At 34.8% G+C, this 15,945-nt stretch carries 17 protein-coding genes; 12 read left to right on the forward strand and 5 right to left on the reverse strand.

The window, feature by feature from the left end:
* Positions 1–66: 66 nt before the first annotated feature.
* A complete protein-coding gene (locus tag J2772_RS02410) occupies positions 67–942 on the reverse strand; it encodes an AraC family transcriptional regulator (protein WP_209912961.1) in 876 nt (291 codons plus the stop codon).
* A 358-nt stretch (positions 943–1,300) separates the two neighbouring features.
* On the opposite strand from J2772_RS02410, the gene J2772_RS02415 reads away from it, so the two are divergent.
* The 4 genes from J2772_RS02415 (at position 1,301) to J2772_RS24390 (ending at position 3,810) form a co-directional block, all read left to right on the forward strand.
* A complete protein-coding gene (locus tag J2772_RS02415; RefSeq protein ID WP_045497669.1) occupies positions 1,301–1,633 on the forward strand; it encodes a single-stranded DNA-binding protein in 333 nt (110 codons plus the stop codon).
* A 14-nt stretch (positions 1,634–1,647) separates the two neighbouring features.
* Entirely contained in the window at positions 1,648–2,103 is a 456-nt protein-coding gene (locus J2772_RS02420) for an HRDC domain-containing protein (protein ID WP_245365073.1), read from the forward strand.
* A 125-nt stretch (positions 2,104–2,228) separates the two neighbouring features.
* Entirely contained in the window at positions 2,229–3,596 is a 1,368-nt protein-coding gene (hisS, locus tag J2772_RS02425) for a histidine--tRNA ligase (RefSeq protein WP_209912963.1), read from the forward strand.
* An 82-nt stretch (positions 3,597–3,678) separates the two neighbouring features.
* Positions 3,679–3,810 carry an SHOCT domain-containing protein gene (locus J2772_RS24390; RefSeq protein ID WP_410494378.1) on the forward strand — a complete coding sequence of 44 codons (132 nt, stop codon included), beginning with the start codon at positions 3,679–3,681 and terminating at the stop codon, positions 3,808–3,810.
* A gap of 51 nt (positions 3,811–3,861) precedes the next feature.
* Here the strand turns inward: J2772_RS24390 and J2772_RS02435 are convergent, their stop codons facing one another.
* The gene (locus J2772_RS02435) at positions 3,862–4,128 is read right to left on the reverse strand and encodes a hypothetical protein (protein ID WP_209912967.1); all 267 of its coding nucleotides are present in this window, start codon (positions 4,126–4,128) and stop codon (positions 3,862–3,864) included.
* A gap of 195 nt (positions 4,129–4,323) precedes the next feature.
* On the opposite strand from J2772_RS02435, the gene J2772_RS02440 reads away from it, so the two are divergent.
* The 6 genes from J2772_RS02440 (at position 4,324) to J2772_RS02465 (ending at position 9,081) form a co-directional block, all read left to right on the forward strand.
* Positions 4,324–5,202: a PH domain-containing protein gene (locus tag J2772_RS02440; protein WP_209913459.1), complete on the forward strand. Its 879-nt coding sequence runs from the start codon at positions 4,324–4,326 to the stop codon at positions 5,200–5,202.
* Positions 5,203–5,348: 146 nt separating this feature from the next.
* Positions 5,349–6,236, forward strand: a complete 888-nt coding sequence (locus J2772_RS02445) for an SHOCT domain-containing protein (RefSeq protein ID WP_209913460.1) — start codon at positions 5,349–5,351, stop codon at positions 6,234–6,236.
* A 10-nt stretch (positions 6,237–6,246) separates the two neighbouring features.
* Positions 6,247–7,095: an SHOCT domain-containing protein gene (locus tag J2772_RS02450; protein ID WP_209913462.1), complete on the forward strand. Its 849-nt coding sequence runs from the start codon at positions 6,247–6,249 to the stop codon at positions 7,093–7,095.
* A 27-nt stretch (positions 7,096–7,122) separates the two neighbouring features.
* Complete coding sequence (locus J2772_RS02455) at positions 7,123–7,758, forward strand: GNAT family N-acetyltransferase (RefSeq protein ID WP_209912969.1); 636 nt, start codon at positions 7,123–7,125, stop codon at positions 7,756–7,758.
* A 58-nt stretch (positions 7,759–7,816) separates the two neighbouring features.
* Entirely contained in the window at positions 7,817–8,347 is a 531-nt protein-coding gene (locus J2772_RS02460; RefSeq protein WP_209912970.1) for a PH domain-containing protein, read from the forward strand.
* Positions 8,344–9,081 (forward strand): hypothetical protein, encoded by a 738-nt coding sequence (locus J2772_RS02465; protein WP_209912972.1) that lies wholly within the window; start codon positions 8,344–8,346, stop codon positions 9,079–9,081. The genes J2772_RS02460 and J2772_RS02465 overlap by 4 nt, the downstream gene beginning before the upstream one ends.
* Positions 9,082–9,178: 97 nt before the next feature.
* Here the strand turns inward: J2772_RS02465 and J2772_RS02470 are convergent, their stop codons facing one another.
* From J2772_RS02470 to J2772_RS02480, 3 genes are all read right to left on the reverse strand, one after another.
* On the reverse strand, positions 9,179–9,415 hold the full coding sequence (locus J2772_RS02470; protein ID WP_209912974.1) for a YtxH domain-containing protein: 237 nt from the start codon (positions 9,413–9,415) through the stop codon (positions 9,179–9,181).
* Positions 9,416–9,516: 101 nt separating this feature from the next.
* Positions 9,517–10,359, reverse strand: coding sequence for an isoaspartyl peptidase/L-asparaginase (locus J2772_RS02475; protein WP_209912976.1), 843 nt, complete (start codon positions 10,357–10,359; stop codon positions 9,517–9,519).
* A gap of 220 nt (positions 10,360–10,579) precedes the next feature.
* Positions 10,580–11,470 (reverse strand): cyanophycinase, encoded by an 891-nt coding sequence (locus tag J2772_RS02480; protein WP_045497456.1) that lies wholly within the window; start codon positions 11,468–11,470, stop codon positions 10,580–10,582.
* 197 nt (positions 11,471–11,667) lie between these two features.
* Here J2772_RS02480 and cphA point away from each other — a divergent pair, with 197 nt between their 5' ends.
* Positions 11,668–14,298 (forward strand): cyanophycin synthetase, encoded by a 2,631-nt coding sequence (cphA, locus tag J2772_RS02485; RefSeq protein WP_209912978.1) that lies wholly within the window; start codon positions 11,668–11,670, stop codon positions 14,296–14,298.
* Between the two features lie 157 nt (positions 14,299–14,455).
* Positions 14,456–15,886, forward strand: a complete 1,431-nt coding sequence (locus J2772_RS02490; protein ID WP_209912980.1) for a tetratricopeptide repeat protein — start codon at positions 14,456–14,458, stop codon at positions 15,884–15,886.
* Positions 15,887–15,945 lie beyond the last annotated feature (59 nt).

Genomic DNA, 15,945 nt, shown 5'->3' on the forward strand with positions numbered 1-15,945 from the left:
TTTTTTGTTTGATTTTAATGAGACAAAATTAGAGAAGCCCAAACGGACGATGTTATACAAACAGGATTATGTGTTATACATTTGCGCCAATTCCTGCTGAAGGGCAGTAGGAGTTTCCTTCAATTTTGATTTCACAAATTTGTTGAGTGCAGAAGGAGAATTGAAACCGAGATCAAAAGCAATTTCCTTATGAGAAAGGTCTGAAAACATCAATTGTCGTTTAATCTCCATTAAAATCCGGTTGTGAATGGCCTGAATAGCCGTTTCTCCACAATGTTTTTTGGTAACTGAATTTAATTTTTTGGTTGTAATAGCCAATTCATCAGCATAATATTGAACTGTTCTGTATTGTTTATAATGCTCATTCAGTGATTTTTTAAAACGGACATAAATAGGTTTGTCGGAAGTTTCTTTATGCAATATGGGATGCAGTCCGTGAACAGATTCAATTAAACCTAACAGAAAAATTTTGATCTGAAACCTTGCCTGTTCCTTTTTGATAAGACTTGGCTGCTGATAAATCCCCTGAATGATGGAAATTAAATATAGACTCTGTTTAAAGTCTTCAGGAGACAGAACCGTACAGTGAAGTTGCGTAGAAAGATTGACATTATAAGTACTCAGTTCATTCTTCAGAATATCCGAACAAAACAGTATTTCTTCAAACAGAATGATTTTTCCTTTAAGATCATCGCTTGTATCAGAAATAAAATGAACCTGGTCCGGAAATATTACAGAGATTTTTCCTGGTTTCAAAAAATGAATTTTATCTTCAATATGGAGTTGTAAGGTTCCACTTTCTATAACAATAATAAAAAAATGATCCTTTTTGTGAGGTTTCCCATAATCTTTCAAATAGTCATTGGTTAAATCAAAAACCCGAAATGAAAGATTCTTATCCTCCTCTTTCTGAATATTCTTTTTAATTTCTAACGTCCTCATATATTCATTTCTTTATATTCAAAAATCATTAAAGTTCCTTCTTAGTAAAAAACCGAAGACAAAATTAATTTAAATCTTAATAAAATGGCAACTAATGCATGGATAAAAAGAATTAGTGCATTAGTGGATAATTACTTTATAATTTTTCATTTTTCAAATTGAATCATCATTTTTTACTATTAAAAGCAAGTATTCCTAAACACTTTTAATTTTCATTACCCGATAACAAACGACTACAAACGAATTTAAATAGTTTATAACCGACTGATTTATGGGGATATCGCAAACTTTGCAACAGAGATTTGAGAAAGCAGTGAACGTCTCTTATCTGAAATATTAATCATTAAATCTAAAAGTTATGTCACTAAGAAACAAAGTAACATTAATTGGTTACACAGGTAAAGAAGTTGAAATGGTAAACTTCGAAAACGGAAATGTAAAAGCAAGTGTATCTTTAGCTACAAGCGATCATTACACCAATGCTAAAGGTGAAAAAGTAGAAGAAACGCAATGGCACAATCTGATTGCTTTCGGGAAAGTTGCAGAAATTATGGAAAAGTATGTTCCTAAAGGAAAAGAAATTGCCATTGAAGGTAAGCTTACGTACAGGTCTTATGATGATAAGGATGGCGTAAAGCGTTACATTACGGAAATTAGAGTAGACGAGATCCTGTTGTTGGGAGGTAAATAATTCTAAAAACTCAAATGATGAAAGTAAAAGTTTTTAAGATCAGACTTCCTGAAGAATTTCTCTACAAAGATCAGAAAATGCTCGATGATTTTCTGGAAGGAAACGAGATTATAAAAGTGGAAACCGCTTTTGTAAACGATGAATGTTATTGGTCTGTGATCTTGTATTTTGACGAACTTAAATTGGTGAAAAATACAGTGAAAGAGCCAAAGATTGTTAAATACTCTGCAGATAATGATTTCCTGAATTCCGATGAAGAAAAGATTCTAGATGCGCTGAAACTTTGGAGATCGGAGAAAGCAAGGGAACAAAATCTGCCAAGCTACTTCATTGCAAGCAACAAAGAGCTGATGTCTGTAGCCAAGTATAAACCAGCCAGAAAAGAAGAACTGCTGGAGATCAAAGGATTCGGAAAACATAAGATTGAAAATTATGGTGAAGAAATACTGGAAATCCTTGAAAGTGTCTGATTTTTCGGAATAAATGATCCTGTTAACTCTGAAAGCTGAGGAAGATTACTTCTTCAGCTTTTTTATACTGTGTAAAATTCCTTGCAATTCCGTACTTTTGTACTTATCAAAATGACATACAATAAATGAAGCCAAGTTTAGCAAAAGGAACGAGAGATTTTACAGCACAGGAAGTTTCCAGAAGAAAATATATCATTAATATTCTACAGAATAATTTTGAATTATTTGGATTTCAGCCATTGGAAACACCAAGCTTTGAAAATCTTTCTACTTTAACAGGAAAGTACGGAGAAGAAGGTGATCGCTTGATTTTTAAAATCCTTAATTCAAGCATTAATGAAGCAAAGGATGATAAAAAACATCAAATGCTTCATGACTTTCAGAGAGCATTGGAGAAACCTTTCAGTTCAGAAAGTTTAACTGATAAAGCGCTTCGTTATGACCTTACCGTACCTTTTGCAAGATTTGTAGCAATGAATCATGGGAAATTAACATTCCCATTCAAACGCTTCCAGATTCAGCCGGTATGGAGAGCAGACAGACCTCAGAAAGGAAGATATAGAGAATTTTATCAGTGTGATGCAGACGTAGTAGGAAGTGAAAGCTTACTGCAGGAAGTAGACCTAGTTCAGCTGTATTTGAAATCATTCGCTGATCTGAACGTTCCTGTTACCATTCATATGAACAACAGAAAGATCCTTTCCGGATTAGCAGAATATGCAGGAATTACAGATAAACTGATTGATTTTACAGTTGCTTTAGATAAGTTGGATAAAATTGGAAAAGAAGGAGTTGTTAAAGAATTATTGGAAAGAGAAATCTCCCAGGAATCTATTGATAAATTAGATTTCTTATTCAGCCAGTCTGACGATGCACTGGAAAACCTTCTTCAGCTAAAAGAAAAATTTGCAGGCAATGAGATCGGCCTGCAAGGAGTAGAGGAGCTAGAATTTGTTCTTACACAATCTCTGAACCTTGGTGTTGATATGCAGAATCTTGTATTCAATATTACCTTAGCAAGAGGTCTTGATTATTATACCGGAGCCATTTTCGAAGTGAAAGCAGATGAGGTGGCTATGGGCTCCATTGGAGGCGGTGGTAGATATGACAACCTTACAGAAGTGTTTGGGGTGAAAAATATCCCGGGAATTGGTATTTCATTCGGATTAGACAGAATTTACCTTGTCATGGAAGAATTGAATCTTTTCCCTGAAGAAGCTTCTTCTAAAATAGAATATTTATTTGCTAATTTCGGAGGAGAAGGAACTACAGAGGCTCTGAAATTAATCATGCAACTAAGATCAAAAGGTATTTCAGCAGAATTGTATCCTGAAAATGCAAAAATCAACAAACAATTTACTTACGCAGAGAAAAAAGGAATTAAGCACCTTGTTTTCTTAGGCGAAGAGGAAATCAAAAATGGTACGGTTACTTTCAAAGATCTTGAAGCCGGAGAACAAAAGACTGTTTCTTTGGATGAGTTCTTAGGGTAAAATAAGACACTCAATCCTTTTGAGAATGATAGCTGTAAAATATAAAATATCAGATCAACTACATTAATCCACATTTATTACCGTGGGCATCAGAAAGCTTTCTATAAACTCTATCTTGGAGCTTTTAGAGAGGCTTGGAAAATTGAGGGAGAGTGGAGTTCTTACAAATGAAGAATTTACGGAACAAAAGCAGAAACTTCTGAATAAATTATAAATTCTATAAGCTAACCATAGCGGTTGGATTCTATATTTAAATAAAAACGGCTCAAGATTTAATATCTTGAGCCGTTCGCAGTCTAAATGTAAAATGTCCGGATGGAGTTTCACTTCTTTCACAGGATATTTTTTCAGGGTTTCCTGTAAATTTATCCTTTCCATTTCCCATTGTTTTCAAAGTTTTCTGCACTGTTTCCTGAGTCAGAAATCTGAGATCTTCTGGACGAGGTTCTTTGCGAAAGCCAAATTCAGATTGTGCCAACAGAACCTTTTTTAGTGGAAAAAAATCATTTTCAACAAAAATTATAGAATTCATTTTTCAATCAGAATAGAAGTAAATTACGTGTTAAGATGGATTAATTTTAAGAGAGGAGGAAAAAAATACCTGAAAAACGAGAAGTTTTAAATATTTTTGAGGGTAAATATAGAATCAGAATTTGTAATTTGGGCTGCGAGAATAAAAACAGACTAAAGCTGTTTTAGCCCATACCATTTAAAAATTAAAAACCAGATGAATACTATTTGTGCATTATGTGGAACACCGCTAACGTCTACCGACATGCTTGTTGGGAAAAATAAGCTTGCAGATGGCGGCTATTTGTGTGCTGAATGTTTTAATAAAGCAATTACGATCAATAGAGAGCTTACCCATAATCTACACCAGTTTTATTTTGCTGAAATAACAGGAATGTTTCTCAAAAGTAAAATTGACGCCAGTCAGAATCCGGGAAGCTCTCCTTATTCAGGATCGAGTAATTATGAATATGATGCTCCCACCAGATTAGACGAAATAAAAGATCAGATTGTAGCCCTTAAAGCCAGATTGAGTGTTTTGGCGAATGAAGAAGTAAATGAACTGGATAAAGTTCTGGATCATAATGAAAGATTGATTGCCATTGCAGAATGTATAAATCTTCATAATAACAGGGAGGGAATTATTTTTTCAACCCAATGGAGAGTGATTTTCATGGATAAAAAATTCCTGGGTGGCGTTGTGAAAAATGAATATACCCATAAAGATATTACTTCTCTGGATCAGGTTGAAAACCTTTTGTACTCAGTATTAAGAGTTAATACAAGAGGAGGTGCTGTTGAGTTTAAACTGCATAATAAAAGTGATGGAAGATCATTCTGTGATATTGTAAACGGACAGATCAGAGAACCGGACAGACCATTTCATCAGAAAGCAACGGAGCCACAGTCTTTCTTTCAAAATGTTCAAAACACGGCACCTCAAAGTATATCCAATCAAAGTGCATCTAATACACCCAAAAATTCCTCAGAAGATATTTTCGAGCAACTGGAAAAGCTGGGGAAATTAAGACAAATGGGTGTTTTAAGTGAAGAAGAGTTCTCAATTCAGAAAGCGAAATTATTAGAAAGACTTTAAAAATGTAACAATCTAGGCTACATTTTAATGATGATTTAAAATAAGTTAATTATAAACAGATCATCATTGAGGGTGTTGACTGATACAAAACAGAACGATAGTTGTTGTCTGTTCTGATTAAAAAAACTTTTAAATATAAAACTGGAATGAACATAAGTTGTGCTCTTTGTGGAATACCTTTAACGCCTATGGATACCGTTCTGGGAGAGAATAAGCTTTCAGATGGTGGGATCTTATGCAATAAATGCCTGAATAAAGCAACGGCTACTAATAAAGATCTGGTGAATAATCTTATCAATTACAGCTTGACAGAGATAAGGGATTTAGTATGGAGGGAAAGTATTGAGGAAGTTGAAGAAACTGAAGAAGAGCCTTTAGTAGAGACTTCAGTATCCCGTACTACCATAACGTTTTCCCACACGGTTCGGTTTTCCATAGATAATGCCAAGCCTACAAGATCAGAAGAAATTAAAGAACAGATTCTTGCTTTAAACGCTACACTCAGTGCATCTGTGAACAATGAAGTGGATGAACTTGTGAAAATTCTAAATACAGATGAAAAGCTTATTGCGATAGCTGATGCTAAGTATTTACATAACAAGATGGACGGGCTTCTGCTAGCAACACAGCATAGAGTGGTTTTTCTTAACAAAGGCTTTTTTGGAAATCTGTATCAAAATGAATTTCAATATCAGAATATTAATACTGTTTTATATGGCCTTGGGGAAAGTTCGGCTCTGCTAAAGATGCTTATAAATGGATCTCAGACTGATTTCAGATTTAAAAATAAAAGTGCAGCCCAACTATTTTGTGAAGCAATAGAAGATTATGTAAATAGTTCCAAAAACCGATTAAAACAAAGTCTAACGAACTCTGAACCAAAATCTCCGATATTTCAGTCAGAAATACCACAAAAGGAAGATCCTTCAACAGTTTTTGATAAGCTCGAAAAATTAGGAAGATTAAGAGAAAACGGAATTTTAACAGAAGAAGAATTTGAAGAGCAGAAGAAAAAACTGCTGAATAAATTATAAAAAATAAGAAATGAGTAATATTTGTTCATTGTGTAGCACCGAATTAACCTCTATGGATAAGCTTCTGGGCGAAAATAAGCTTTCAGATAACAGTGTATTATGCAATAAATGTTTAGATAAAATAAGTTACATCAATCAGGAAGTACTGTATAATCTTAATCAGTTCAATATTGATGATATTCATCGTATCATTCAGAATAAAAATACAGAACAAAACTCTTCAGCGATAACAATCCAGGAAAACCTTCCTATGGCTGTAACTGAAGAACCTCAAAATATTTCTAAAGAAGAATATAAAAGGAGAAAACAAAAGATAAAAGCAGAACTGGAAAAACTGAATGCCAACCTTTCCGTATTTACAAAAGGAGAGATTAAAGAATTGCCTTCTTTGATTCCTGAAGATGAGAAGATCTTAGGCATTACAGATGCTCAGTTTGTCAATACACTGGCTGCAGGAATACTGGTGGCAACCTCTAAAAGAATGATCTCTGTTTCAAAAACAATGTTTGGAGCAGCTAAAATCAATGATTATTCTAATGAAATGATAAGGTCGGTAAGTTTTGTAACCAATCCGAGATCTCCAATCATTAAACTACATCTTGACGAAAGAGTGGTAGAATTTGAGTGTTTTATGGATAAAGAAGATGCAGAAAAGTTCTACGATATCATAAGACCTATCTATAATAATCCGGTACAGCAGCCTCAGCAACAAACAGATCCTGTAAATACCAATACAACTACAAACGCAACACTTTCCCTTGAGATTCTTGAACAGCTGGAAAAACTTGGAAAACTGAGAGAGAACGGAATCCTTACAGATGCTGAATTTACGGCGCAAAAAAAGAAACTACTGGGATAATTAAAATAAAACCTTTAACACCAAATCATGAAGGATAAAACGGAAATTGTAAAAAACTGGCTTAAAGGATGGTGCTTGTCAAGAGAAGTATCCTTTCCTATTCAATATAAATCTGGATTTAATGTATTCGTGGGGGATGAAAAACAAAAAGAGCGATATGTGTTTCCTGAACTTAACGAAGACTTTTTTCAGCTCGCCCGGTCAATTGATGAACCTTGGGTTTATCTGAAAGTAAGTACTTCTCTGGAACAGGTTATGGGAAATATCCCTGAAAAATGGCAACTACAGGCCCAAGGATATTTAATGACTTGCTTTCATCCCATGATTTTCCCGGACATCAGTCTGGCAGAAGGATATCATTTGGAATTTTCAGAATACAATACAACTTTTGTGGTAAGAATTGTAGCAGAAAATGGAGAGCAGGCTTCAATTGGACGTGTCTCTTTGATAGATGATGTTGCCGTTTATGATAGGATTGTTACCGAAATAAATCATCAAAGGAAAGGATTGGCATCTTTTTTATTAAAAGAGCTGGAGAAAATAGCCTTATCAAAAGGGTTTACTAATAATCTTTTAGTAGCTACAGAAGAGGGGAAGCTATTATATGAAAATTTAGGCTGGAAAGTGTATGCTTTGCATTCCTCTATTGTCATTCCGGCTTAAGTTGAATATTTTTATTGAATTGAAAAGAAATAGTAATGTAAGCTCATCAACTATAACAATGGGATCAAGACTTAAAGAAATAAAAGAAGAACTCGAAAAACTGGATATCAATCCTACCATTTTTGCCAGAAAAGAGATTCATGCTCTGCCGGATATTCTTTCAGTAGACGAAAGAATCGTTTACCTTGTGGAAGGCAGAAATAAAACAACACAACACCATATTATCTTAGTGGCTACTGACAGAAGACTGATGTTTGTAGATAAAGAATTCATGTATGGATTAACGGTAGAGGATTATTCTTACACCAAAATAAGTTCAATACAATATGAAACCGCAATGATGCTGGCTTCTATAGATATTCAGGTGTCTGATGATCTTGTTGAGATTGATGGAGTAGGAAAATATGAAGCCAAACTCTTTTGTGAGAAAGTAAGAGACTTCATGTCCCGTCCTGAAGAATACACTCAGCATACATCTGAACCCAGTGTTTTAGACCAGCTGGAACAATTGGGAAGATTAAAAGAAAGCGGAATTTTAAATGAAGAAGAATTCAATGAGCAGAAGAAAAAAATTATAGACAAATTATGATAAAAGAAGTTGTTTTTAGAGCATTAAACTGGAGATGGTATTTTACCTCTTTAATCACATTATTTATAGGGATTTTTTGCTGGTTATTAATCCTTATTTTACCCATTAGCAGTTTTACATGGAATTTTTTCTCAGCTATGCCATTTTTGGTTGCAGGGGTAAGTTTTATATTGGGAATTTCGAGGATGTTCAAAAAAGATGAATTTAAAAATGGTCTTTGGCAATGTCTTTTAAGCTTTATTATGTTTTCTATCATTGGTGGATTATTTGCTTTTTGCCCACCTAAGAGTCCTTATAAGCCTTATAACAATGATATTAAAAACCCAAAGAATGCAAAGTTTTCAATGCCTTTGAAGCAGTTTGTAGATGAGAAAGAACTCGTAGAGGTTACCCAGCCTGATATTCTTATCTATGATTATTTACAGCCGGGATCTTATAAATACGATGTTTTCCTGAATAAAATAGAAAATGGGAAGGTCTATTTAAAAGTGTATGATTTTAATACCAATAGAATTCTTTCTGAAAAAGAGATTAAAAAACAATCGATGAGAAAGGTCTTTAATCCTAATGATGAGCTGAAAGAATTTTCAGGCGATGATGATGGTTTTACAGTGAAAGAAGGAGATTGGGGAGACTATTATGGAAGCAGGGTTGAAGTTTGGTTTCAGCCGGATAATTCTAATGAACCTGAAAGGAAATTAATAGAAAAAAATTATATTATTCAGGGAAATTAAAGTGATACTATTTTCTGATTGATAAAACAAAAAGTCATCGCAAACTACTACGATGACTTTTTCTATATATGAATGTTAAAAAAACTACTGTCTGTTTTTAGTTTAAAGAATCTTCGGCCTTTGTTTTTGCCTCGTCTACTTTACTTTGAACTTGGGAAGCAACATCGTTAGCTTTAGTCTTAAGGTCATTTCCCCATTTGTTAAGATTATCTTTTGCTGTATTAAGTTTATCCTTTACAGCTTGTTGATCTTCAGGACTTGAATTTTTGTATTTCCAATAAGCCAAAGCGCCTAATCCTAGTAAAGCTAATAAACCTTTTGTTTTGTTTCCCATGATTTCTATTTTTTAAAAGATATTAATATTAAAATTTGTTATTAATACATATGTAAAATACGTGCCAAAAAATTAAGCAGAATTATAAAATAATGTTAAAATTAAGAAAAGATATCGAAATTTTTACCGTCAAAACTGGCGAAAACCATAGTAGGATAGGAGTCCTGATGATAAACATTCCCGTCTTTATCAATGGCAATGGCACCTGCAAATCCGTCAATTGTTTTAAGTTCATCAAAAGTCTTAGTGAAAGCCGTTTCAAGGCTCATTCCATCTGTTACCCGGGTTACAATTTTTGCGGCAGTAGCATTGCTTACAATATCTTCTCCTACACCTGTACAGCTTACTGCACAGAAGGCGTTGGCATAATTTCCGGCCACTGTGGCAGAGTCTGAAATTCTTCCCGGGATCTCAAAGCCTTTTCCTCCTGTAGAAGTCGCAACAGCCAGTTTTCCATCCTTATCGATGGCTACACAGCCTACTGTTCCTTTTCCACCATTACCAAGTTTAGCTTCATATTCTTTTCTTCTCTGCGGAATTTCAGTTGAGAAGTTCTCAAACCCATGTTCTGTGGCATAGCGTTTTGCTCCTTGTCCGCCTAAAACCCGGTCATCCTCTCCAATAAGATCTTTTGCTACAAAAATGGGGTTTTTTACATCCTGAATATTGATAACGCCACTTAATTTCTGAGTTTCACCATTCATAATAGCGGCGCTCATCCGGATTATACCATCACTCTGAATCTGTGAACCAATTCCTGCATTATATAAAGGATCATCTTCCAGTAAAGAAACTGCATAAGCCACCGCATCAAAAGCGGAATGAGTCTGAAGATAATGAAATGCCTTTTCAGCAATTTCTTTTAAAGAGTTTTGTTTGGCTGTTTTTACTTCATGGCTTTGGTCACTTTCCGAGAAGAAGCCTCCGTGAATGATGATTTTCATAGAATATAAATGAGAGTTGATAAATATTTTTACTAAATTAAGGTATAAATATATTAGATTAAAGATAAATCTCAATATTTGTTTAATTAAATCAATAGTGGTGGGCTTTAGCGTACTTTAAAGTAAAAAGATCAAATCCATTGGTTTTAGCCAAAGCTTAATAGGAATGTTAAATAAAAAAACGGAACCGAGGTTCCGTTTGTATAGTTGTTCTTTTGTTCTATTTATCTTGTGGAATAGGATTGAATTGTGAGTTCTCAATGGTAAGAGTTTTAGTCGTAAGATCATAATGATCGTTCATAGACATCACATGAACCGTTAAATTATCAATAGAAATAGGTTCTCCAAGATTGATATTGGTCAGGTTGGTATCCTTAATAAATCTTCCGTCTACCAGAATCACAAGTCCTGAACCTACAGCCGTCATTACATCATTATGAATGAAAAGTCCTGTATCTTCCCCAAGTCCGATTCCAAGGGTTCTTGGGTTATTCACTACTGCCTGGAAAAGACGTCCGATTCTGCCTCTTTGTACAAAATGCGTATCAATGATAACGTTATCTATTAACCCTAACCCTTGTGTTGTTTTAATTTCCCCCTTCAATAGAGCCTCAGAACTGCTTCCCTGATAGATCATATTTTCAGATGCAGCAGCAGCACCGGCAGAAGTTCCGGAATAGATAAAATCCTGTTCCTGATATTTTAATAGAATGGTATCGTGAAATCTTGTTCCACCCAGAATAGAAGTCAGCCTTAGCTGGTCTCCACCGGTAAACATCATCACGTCTGCAGCGTTTGCTCTTGCCACCATTGCATCAGAGTTAGCCTCTTCACGGTTGTGAATATCAAGAATGTTCACATTTTTCGCCCCTAGGAATTCGAAGGCTTTTTTATATTCTGTACCTACAATCTGAGGAATTTGAGAGGCTGTTGTTACGATTTCAATAACAGAATCTTCCTTATGCTTTGATTCGCTGATGATCTTTCGCAAGATTCCACGTTCAAAAAAATTAAGATTCTTTTCAATATTCTGATCATAGTCGGTTTCTGCAAAGCTTCCTTTATTTACAGCTCCTCCGATAACTATTAATTTTCCTACAGGTTTAGTCATGGTACAAAATTAAAAAATAATTAACATATTTGGCGAAATTCGTGCCATCTTTAGTTGATTTTTAATGTTTTAAAAATGTTAATTAAATTTAATTCTTTTTTGATAAATCTTCATGCTTGCTATGGTTTTGTTTAGGGTTTTATATTATATTTGATTGTAAAATAAGTTATTGTTAACTGTTAAAATGCCAATAGACTATGAAAATTGAAAAGATTCAGGCACTGCGTGGTCCTAACATCTGGAGTATCAGAAGAAAAAAGCTGATACAGATGAGGTTGGACCTTGAAGAAATGGAGAATTATCCCACCAATAAAATTGATGGATTCAGAGAAAGAATTGAGAAACTGATCCCGTCACTGATTACCCATAGGTGTTCAGAAGGAGTGGAAGGAGGTTTTTTCCATAGAGTGGAAACGGGAACCTGGATGGGGCATGTCATTGAGCATATTGCCTTGGAAATACAGACCTTGGCGGGGATGGATGTTGGCTTTGGAAGAACCCGGGAAACGAAAAGTCCGGGAGTGTATAATGTGGTATTCAATTATTTGGAAGAAAATGTAGGAATCTATGCTGCTGAAGAAGCCGTAAAGATCGCAGAAGCTTTAATTGAAGACAAAGATTATAATCTGAATGCCTGTATTCAGAAACTGAAAGAGATCAGAGAGCGTGTTCGTCTGGGACCATCTACCGGAAGTATTGTGGAAGAAGCTGTTTCCAGAAAAATACCATGGATCAGATTAGGGACAAATTCACTGGTACAGCTTGGATATGGCGTAAATCAACAACGTTTTCAGGCTACGATTACCGGAAAAACCAGCTCTATTGCTGTGGATATTGCCTGTAACAAAGAATTAACAAAAAGAATGCTCCATGATGCAGCTATTCCTGTACCTATAGGAGACTTGGTTGTTGATGAAGAGGATTTAGATAAGATAATCAAAAAAATAGGGTACCCCATCGTTCTAAAACCTTTGGATGGAAATCATGGAAAAGGTTCATCTATCAATGTTACTGATTGGGAGGCTGCCAAAATAGGATTGGAACATGCCCAGAAATACTCCAGAAAGGTAATTGTTGAAAAATATATTACAGGATATGATTTCAGGGTATTGGTAATTGATAATAAGATGGTTGCTGCAGCAAGAAGAGTTCCGGCTCACATCGTTGGAGATGGTGAACTAAATATTCAGCAGCTTATTGATAAAGAAAATAAAGATCCGCGAAGAGGATATGGTCATGAGAATGTCCTTACCGAAATTGAAGTGGATAAGGATACTTTGGAACTGCTTGAAAAGCTTCAGTATACGCTGGGAACAATTCCACAAAGAGGAGAAATAGTGTACCTGAAATCAACAGCCAATCTTTCTACGGGAGGTACATCGATAGATGTTACCGATATGGTACATCCGGAAAATATCACCATGGCAGAAAGAGTTTCCAAAATTATAGGACTGGATGTTTGCGGGATTGATATTATGGCGGAAAACCTTACACAACCCTTAAAAGAAAGTGGTGGAGCCATTATTGAGGTAAATGCTGCACCAGGATTTAGAATGCACCTTGCTCCAAGTGAAGGGCTTCCAAGAAATGTTGCGGCACCCGTTGTGGATATGTTGTATCCACAAGGAAAACCTTTTACCATTCCAATTATTGCAGTAACAGGTACAAACGGAAAGACAACCACAACAAGATTGATTTCCCATATTGTAAAAAGCAATGGCTATAGAGTAGGCTTCACCACATCTGACGGGATTTATATTCAAAATACAATGCTGTCAAAAGGTGATACTACCGGACCGATTTCAGCAGAATTTATTTTAAAAGATCCTACTGTAGAATTTGCTGTTCTTGAAACGGCAAGAGGCGGAATTCTCCGTTCCGGATTAGGATTTTCACAATGTGATATCGGGGTTCTCACCAATATTGAAGAAGATCATCTGGGAATGAATGACATTCACAATTTAAAGGATCTTACCAAAGTAAAGCGCGTTGTATTAGATAGTGTAAAGAAAACCGGCTGGAGCGTTCTGAATGCAGACAATGAATATTCCATGAAAATTGTGAATGATCTCGATTCTAATGTAGCGATTTTCAGTATGGATGAAAATAATCCTCATATTGTAAAATTTGCAAAAGAGGGAAGAATTACCTGTGTTTATGAAGAAGGTTTTGTAACCATTAAAAAAGGAGACTGGAAGATCAGAATCGGTAAGGCGAAAGATTTCCCGATTACAATGGAAGGGAAAGCCAGATTCATGATCGAAAATGTACTGGCAGCCAGTTTGGCAAGTTATCTTTATGGATTTGGAATTGAGGATATTTCCAATTCACTGAGAACCTTTATTCCAAGTGCACAGCTTACTCCGGGGAGATTAAATGTCTTTAAGTTTAAAAACTTTAAAGTATTGATCGATTTTGCTCACAATCCGTCCGGATATGAAGCTATTGAAGATTATCTGAAAAATATTGAAGCTACAAAGAAAATAGGGATTATTTCCGGTGTTGGAGACAGAAGAGATAATGATATCAGGGAATGTGGGAAAATTGCAGGAAGAATGTTTGATCATATCATCATCCGTAATGAAAAACATCTTCGGGGAAGAACCGAGGAAGAGATCAACGGATTGATTATTGAAGGAATGCAGGCTTCAGGAAAAGATGTCAGCTACGAGATTATTCCTAAAGAAATAGAAGCGTTAAAACATGCGATGGGAATGGCGGAAGAAGGCACATTCATCACCGCTTTAAGCGATGTAATTTCTAATGCTATTGATCTTGTTCAGGAATATCAGGCAAGAGAATTGTTGGAAGATGATAAAAACTTATAAATAAATCTTTATAAACTTATTAAAATTGCAATGTGGAAAGAATAAAAACACATTGCATTTTTTTTTACAATGACTACATTAAAAGTAGTAGCTATTTTTAACTTTTTTAGAAGAGATAAAAAATAAAAAATATTAACTTGCCATCCTATCGGTTTTTATGAAAAAGGCACTCTTTATTTTCTTTCTTTATTTTTGTGTACTGTCCTATTCTCAAAACTATACTCCTGCAGAGCTGGATAATATCACCAATATCTATAAAAACAGAGGAGAATATGAAAAGGTATTTCAATACAATATAGCAGCGCTCCGATATTATAAAGAGCAAGATAACCCTGAAGGTGAGGCTTTAGCCAATATCAATATTGCTAATGCACTTTCTACATTTGATGAGCATCAGAAAAGCCTTCACTATCTGGATGAAGCTGGAAAAAAGCTCAAATTGATTAATAACAATGGACTGAATGCCAGATTGTGTAATGAAATTGCGAGAAATTATGCTTTCTTAGGACTTTACAATCAGGCCAATATTCAACTGGATAAATCTATAGAATATCTTAAGCATGCTCCTGATACAAAAGAGAACAAGAGCTCTTTATTTTTTGTGTATATCTGGAAGTGGTCTAATTTTGAAGATTTAAAGCTTCCGGATTCTATTAATATAATGCGTAAAAAAGGAGTAAAGACCTTTCCTAATGAACCCAAAATTTATGTAAGAATTGCAGAACAGCTTTTATCCCAAAAACAACAACTAGATTCTGTAGAATACTATCTGAATAAGGCATATGGATTAGCTGTAAAGAATAATCGCTCTCTCCATACTTACGGAGCCATTGCAACAAGACGCGGAAACCTGTACACCCTGAAAAAAGACTACCAAAAAGCGCTCAAATATTATCAGGAATCTTTACCCATTTATCTGAAAATAGATCGTGGGGCAGATATTATAGACACTTATAAAAATATCTACCAAACTTATCTGGCTTTAGGTGATACTCCAAAAGCCAATGAGTATCTTACAAAATATACAAAACTCAATGACAGCATTCACTCAGGAGAAAGAAAAGCTGTGGCTTCTGTCATTAATAACCTTGCCATTGAACAGGAAAAAGAACGAAATAATCTCTACTTAATTATTACTGCCATTGCCTGTATTGCAGCAGCTTCTCTTATAGCTGTATTTATGATTCGGAAACGACATAAAAATAATAATAAAGGGAGAGATCAGCTTCTTGAAGAACAGAAAAAAATTATCAGTGAAAAAACGATAGAAACGGATCAACTGAAAAAGAAAGTAGATACTTCAATTAATGATTTGTCTAAAATGGCAATATCCAATAATCCTTTTTTCATAAGCAAGTTTAAAGAAGTATATCCCGAATTTTATACAAAACTGACTTCACAATACCCTGAACTTACCAATCATGATATAAAGTTTATTGCTTATTTAAGACTTAATCTTACCAACAAAGAAATCGGACAATGCGGAAATGTAACGGTAAGAGCAGTTGAAACTAAGAAATACAGACTTAAAAAGAAACTTGAATTGCCCACAGATGTAGACTTGGGAACCTGGGTTTTAGAACTATAATTAAAAAAGAGGTTATTTCACAAAGGTTACTTTAAGTGATATGAAGTATAGTGAATAAT

It is taken from the genome of Chryseobacterium jejuense (assembly GCF_017877355.1).
Taxonomy (GTDB): Bacteria; Bacteroidota; Bacteroidia; order Flavobacteriales; family Weeksellaceae; genus Chryseobacterium; species Chryseobacterium jejuense_A.